Source organism: Nitrosophilus sp. (genome assembly GCF_982775275.1).
The window spans coordinates 1-6,483 of sequence record NZ_CEXZHP010000080.1 but is presented as its reverse complement, the minus strand read 5'-3'; the positions used below and the strand labels follow the sequence as shown (position 1 = coordinate 6,483).

Here is a 6,483-nt window from a genome sequence, read left to right as displayed (position 1 = left end):
TCTTTTACATAAAAAATCTTTTTTAAATAATTTAGATATTCCCCAAACTCTTGAAATTTCTCCTTATCAACAATCTCTTTTAAAATAGGATATAAAATAAGCAAAAAGTAGTATAAAGATGTATGTTTTTGGATATTGAGAGAAAATTTTAACTTTGGAACTCCTACAAATAAAGCGTATCTTACTACATCTGGCAGATCCAACCCTCTTGCAAGGGGATTTTTGTAACTTGCTATTCCAACAACTACTAATATTTCACCCCTTTTAAATCTATCCAAATTCTCTTCAAGCTCCTCATAAGAGATAGCTTTTATACCATTTTCATTTAAAAATTCAATATACTCTTTTAACTCCTCTTTTGTGCTATTTGAAGGTAAAAATACCAAACCCCCATTTTTAAGAAGTTTTATATACTCGATGCTATCTTTTTTTGGCTCTTTGCTTATTTTATATAAATCTTTTATATTTCTTATGGTTATGCTCGGTTTGCTAACCTCAAACCCCAAAAGCTCTCTAAATAGAAGAACCCTTTTGGATTTTGGATTTGCCGTAGCGCTTGAGACGATGAGATTGCCTCTTTTTTTTGAGACTATCTTTTTAATTTCGTTTTCTCTTTTTTTATACTCTTGCAGCTCTTTTTGAGTCAGATTTTTTTTGGAAAAAAGCCTTCTTTTATATATTATAAAATCCAAAGTTTTATCGATATCTTCCTCTTCAAATCCAAGCAACATCAAAATTTTATCTATATTTTTTGCGCTTTTTAAGATACTATCAACATCATCAACAAAAATAAAACCAAAATCTTTTTTAAAAAGCTCAAAATTTTTATATAAAAACATTGTAGTTGTTATTAATATCTTATATTCACCTTTTTTAATTTTCTCTTTTAGTCTCTCTTTCTCCTCAGCCGATGCTTTTGAGTCATAAAAAAGCACACCCTCTTTATTTAATTTTGTCGCCCTTTTATAAGCCTCATGGGCCAAAAGATATGTTGGAAAGATAAGATAGCTTTTAGTTTTTTTTGAAATAAATGAAGATAGCGCCAATCCAAAAGTGGTTTTTCCAACTCCGGTAGGAGCCAAAAGGGCAAAAGATGTGCCCAAAAAAAACCTTTTTGCCCAAGATTTTTGAATATCCCTTAACTCAAATCCAAAACTTTTTTTAAAAAAATCGCAAAAATCTTTAATATTTTCATTTAACTCACAAACCTTTAAAAGTTCTCCCTCTTTTAAAATATCGCAATAATCATCTACCTCATCTTTTAGGCATTTTCTGCAAGGAAGGGATCTATAAAGCCTAAAACTTTCTATATCTCCCTTACAGTTTGGACACATATTTTTATATATTAAGGGTATCACTAAATACCTCTTTTTTGCAGATATTCACCTATTTCATGCAGCAAAGCAGCCGGATTTTTTATAGGATAAACAAGGTTTTTAGCAACTTCGCTTCCATCTATCCCTTTTATATCTATCCCTTTTAACAGCTTTTCAAGCTCTAAAGATTCGGTTATTGGATATTTAATCCCTTTGGAATGTTTTAAAACTATATATGCCCAAGGAGCTTCACATTTAGCGCTTTTAACCGCCTCTTTTGCTATTTCATGGCAAAACTCAAGCATCGTTTGAGACTCTTGCCCCTCTTTTACCAGCTTATAGGCAAGTTTTGCTACACCCCCGGCGGTATGGACTTTCATCTGCTGTTTTTCTTCTGCGCTTAGTTCATCTAAATGCTCTATCTTATACATTGCCGCATCTGGATCTGCTATTAGGATATTTCTAACTGTATTTCTTGTCAATCCCACATACTCCGCAATCTCATCTTCGGTTTTTAAATACTCTTCCCTTAAAACGATCGCAAAAGCGGCCCTTGCCAAACTTGGAAGCCAAGTTAGCGTTCTAAACTCTGCAAGCTTTTTTAAACCCCCAAGCAGATCTACGCTTTTATAAAAAACTCTCTCAACAAGTCTCTCAACACCCCTCTCATCAATATCCAACCCCATAGGTGAAAGAATTATAGCCATATTGCCCTCCTTATATAATCAATTATTTTTTCTCGCCGATAGGTCCTAAAATCCTAACGATACCTTTTTCACTTATCTCCATAAAATGGGTTTTTGTATCGTGTCCGCTCATTCTGCAACCATCAATCCTAAAAAATCTAACAAGATCCCCGATATTTGCTCCATAAATCCTTGCGGCATAAGCGCTTGTTATCATCTCTTTAGCAAGAACCATGGTTCCATCTACTATATGCCCCACTGCATACCCGCCGGCTGCTTCTGCGCTTAGTTCCTCATGCCCGCTTCTTTTTTGAGAAACAAAAAGTGCCGTTTGATACCACTTTTTCATAAAATTAAAAACCCTTCTAACGATGGATCTTGCCATCATCTCTTTATTTTCAAAAAGCCCGGTTACTGAGTCTATAATCGTATAATTTATCTTATATGTTTTTATGGCATAGGCTAATGTGGCTAAAAGATCTGGGATATTCTCCCTCAAAGGAGTATGGGAGGCTGCGTCTATCATTATTATATTATCTTCAAATTCGCTAAAATCATATCCCATAGCCAACGCTCTATATTTTATGGAGGCTATAACAAAATTTGCTGGAGTCTCCACGGTTATAAAAGCTACTTTTTGATTTTTTCTTGCCTGCTCAACGGCAAACTGCTCCACCATCAAAGATTTGCCGGTATCGTTAACGCCTGTTAGATTAAATACGCTATATTTTGGGATACCTCCCAAAGGCACCTGTTTTAGTTTTCCTTTTACCTCTTTTACGGTAAAAAAAAGATCGTCAAGTCCCTCTATACCGGTAGGAACCCCTACAATTTCCGGAGCCTTTTGCAAAGCTTTGCTACCTATTAAAATCCCCTCTTTTATAACTTGGGGCTCTTTAAAATGAGCTTCATTTTCTTGCGCCACCATATCTCCTTTAGCCATTTTTAACGATTATAACAAAAAAAATATTTAAAAATAGCGACTTTAGTCACTTTTTAATAAAAACTATTTTCCATACCCTCCTCCTCCGGGAGTTTTTATAATAAGTCTATCTTGTTTTTGAACTTTAAACTGGGCTTTAGAGGTTAAATTTATCTTTTTTTCTTTTGTTATCAAAATATTTTCCCCTTTTTTACCACTCTCTCCTCCAGCCATACCGTATGGCGCAAATACCCTTCTTTCAGTTAAAACCGAAACTTTTAAAGGTTTTAAAAACTCAAACTCTCTAATGATCCCATCACCACCTTTATATTTTCCATTTCCACCGCTATTTTTCCTAATCTCAAATCTTTCAATTTTTACTGGGTATCTTCTTTCTATCACCTCAACGTCTGTGATTTTGGTATTTGTCATATGAGTATGAACAGCGCTTGCTCCATCACCTTTTGGCGTAGCGCCTGCGCCTCCTCCGATAGTCTCATAGTAACCAAAACTCTCATCTCCAAATATTATATTGTTCATACACCCTTGACTTGCGGCACACGCACCAAAAGCTTTCAATATCACATCGACTATCCTTTGAGAGGTAGTTACGTTTGCGCCAACTACCGCCGCATCTTTTGATGGATTTAAGATCGTGCCTTTTTTAGTAACTATTTTTATAGGCTCAATTATTCCTTCATTTAACGGAATATCTTCATTTAACATTACTCTAATAGCATAGATAACAGCCGATTTTACCACCGAATAAGGGGCGTTTTGATTGGATAAAAGTTCTAAACTCGAATTACTAAAATCAAATATAGCGCTCCCATCTTCAAAAATTTTGATATTTAACTCTATTTTTGCCCCGTTATCTAAAAAATCCTCCCCTTTTAACTCCTTTTTATCTAAGCTTTTAAAAAACTCTTTTATTCTTTTTTTACTAATTTTTAAAATCTCTTTCATATACCAAAATAGCCCATCTTTATCCTCTTTTATAAGCTCTTTCATATCTTCGATCGCCGCCATATTTGCTGCAATTTGCGCTTTTATGTCGTTTATGTTGTTCTCTATCTCTCTTGCTCCGGCACTTTTGAAAATAGCTCTTAATACCTCCTCTTTAAACTCAAAATTTTCTACAACCTCAAAAGCTTCTATGATGGCACCCTCTTCATGAAGATTTTTTGAAAAAGGCGGCATACTTCCAGGAACCGCTCCCCCAATATCTGCATGATGCCCTCTGCTTGCAACCCAAAATAAAACTTCGCCATTTTGGATATATGGAGTTACTACTGTAATATCTGGAAGATGAGAGCCCCCTTCATATGGAACGTTTGTTATAAAGGTTGATGAGTGAGTTGTAAAGTTTGAAGAGTTAAAATTGAACTTTTTAATTATAGATTTTACTACGCTGCTCATAGATCCAAGATGAACGGGTATATGAGGAGCGTTTGAGATGAGATTTCCATCTTTGTCAAAAATAGCGCATGAAAAATCAAGCCTCTCTTTTATGTTTGTAGAAACTGCGGTTTTTTGCAAAATATCACCCATTTTAGTAGCAATAAATTTTAATCTGTTTGAATATAATGATATTTGAACCTCTTTTAGTTTTTTTTGCTCCTTTGTCTCTTCCAAAAAGATATCTATATCTCCATATTCGTTTACGTAGGCTTTTGAGTTTTCGTCCAAAACTATTGTAGAAGCCTCTTGAATTATCAAAGCGGGACCCTCTATCTTTAAACCCGGAGAAATCTCATCATATAGATATGCCTCTTGCCATTTTGAATTTATAAAAATTTTTTTCTTTTTTGCGGGGACAACCTCTTTTTTTGCGATTTTTTCTCTTTTTATCTTTTTACTTTTTTTTACAAAGTCGATTTTTATAGATTCTACAACTAAAGGTTTGTTCATCAAAAAACCAAAAACTCTTTTATGCTTTTTTTCAAACTCTCTTTTAAAATCTTTATCAAAATCCACTTCTATTAAATTTTCGCTTCCCTCATATTTTAAAAGAAGATATTTTTTAACCTCCTCTCCTTCATCGCTAAAAGCTTCAAACTCTCTATCTAAATCCACCTCTTCAACTCTTTTTTCCAGGCTTTTTTGATAGGTTTTAACAATATCTGCGTTTGCTATCCCAACAGCCGATAAAATACCCGCATCTTTATGTATAAAAACCCTTTTTATTCCAAGTTTTCTTGCTACAAAAACAGCATGCTGAGCCCCGGCTCCGCCAAAAGCGCACAATATATGATTTTTTACGTCATATCCCTTTTTTATCGTTATCTCTTTTATGGCGTTTGCCATATTCTCGTTTGCCACGTCCAAAAAGCCTTCAGCCACCTCTTCTATACTCTTTTTTAATTTTTTAGAAATCTTTTCAAACCCCTCTCTTGCTGCTTTAATATCTAAAGGCTCATTTTGGCTCTTTCCAAAAATTTTAGGAAAATACTCAACATCCAATCTTCCCGTTACCAAATTTGCGTCAGTTACGCTCAAATAGCCGCCTTTACCGTAACACAAAGGCCCAGGATCGCTTCCTGAGCTTTGGGGACCTACAATAAACATAGAATTTTTATAAAATAGCCTGCTCCCTCCACCTGCGGCAACCGTATGGATATCTACATTTGGAGTTGCAACTTTAACTCCTGCCACCTCGCTATAATATTTTAGCTCTATTTTTGAGTCAAACCTGCTCACATCGGTGCTGGTTCCACCCATATCAAAACCGATCAGAGGTTTTCCTTCGTATATGGACTTTAAAGCCACAACTCCTCCCGCAGGTCCGCTAAGAAGAGCAACGCTTCCTCTAAACTCTTTGGCTTCACATAGATTTCCATCAGACTTCATAAAATATAGCTTCTTTTTCTCGCCTTTAAAATTTTTAACAATATTTTTTATATATTTTTTCAAAATCGGGGTCAAATAGGCATCAACCACGGCAGTATCGCCTCTTTCTACGGCTTTAGAAGATACGCTAACTTCAGAAGATAAAGAGATATTTTTTATACCTTTTGCGATTTTTTTTATCTCTTTTTCGTGAAGATCGTATCCGTATGAGTGCAAAAACAAAACCGCCAAAGAGTCTATATCTTTTAAATGGGGCTCTATCTCTTTTTTGTTTAACTCTTTTAAAACTTCAAACCCGCCATCCTTTGGATAAACCCTCTCATCAATCTCGACTACCCTTTTATATAAAGGTTTAGGTTTTTTAATATCAAGGGCAAAGATATCTTCTCTGTTTTGATACCCTATATCTAAAATATCTTTAAAACCTTTTGTAACAAACAAAACAACATCTTCTCCCTTTCGCTCAAGCAAAGCGTTTGTAACCACCGTCGTTCCAAATCTAATCCACTCAAAAAGACTCAAATCTATAATTTTTGGCTTTTTCCCATAAATCTCTTCTAAAATAAGCCTAATACCTTCACTATTTGAATCTTCATAATGTTCACTCTCACTTAAGATCTTTTTTACGTAAACCCTGTCTTTATAAACGGCGTATATATCGGTAAAAGTCCCACCCCTATCGATGGCTATCTTTATCATCTTTATCTCC

The 6,483-nt window shown here is 34.8% G+C and carries 4 protein-coding genes; all 4 read right to left on the bottom strand.

Annotation, left to right across the window (positions count from 1 at the left end; genetic code table 11):
• The coding region (locus tag AC30RD_RS05180; RefSeq protein WP_489493248.1) for a DEAD/DEAH box helicase at positions 1-1,358 on the bottom strand (1,358 nt) is incomplete at its 3' end.
• Positions 1,358-2,023: a bacterio-opsin activator gene (locus AC30RD_RS05175; protein WP_489493247.1), complete on the bottom strand. Its 666-nt coding sequence runs from the start codon at positions 2,021-2,023 to the stop codon at positions 1,358-1,360. The genes AC30RD_RS05175 and AC30RD_RS05180, both read right to left, overlap by 1 nt.
• Before the next feature lie 22 nt (positions 2,024-2,045).
• A complete protein-coding gene (locus tag AC30RD_RS05170; protein WP_489493246.1) occupies positions 2,046-2,927 on the bottom strand; it encodes a KaiC domain-containing protein in 882 nt (293 codons plus the stop codon).
• Positions 2,928-3,008: 81 nt separating this feature from the next.
• Positions 3,009-6,483: hydantoinase B/oxoprolinase family protein (locus tag AC30RD_RS05165; RefSeq protein ID WP_489493245.1), on the bottom strand; the 3,475-nt coding region annotated here is incomplete at its 5' end.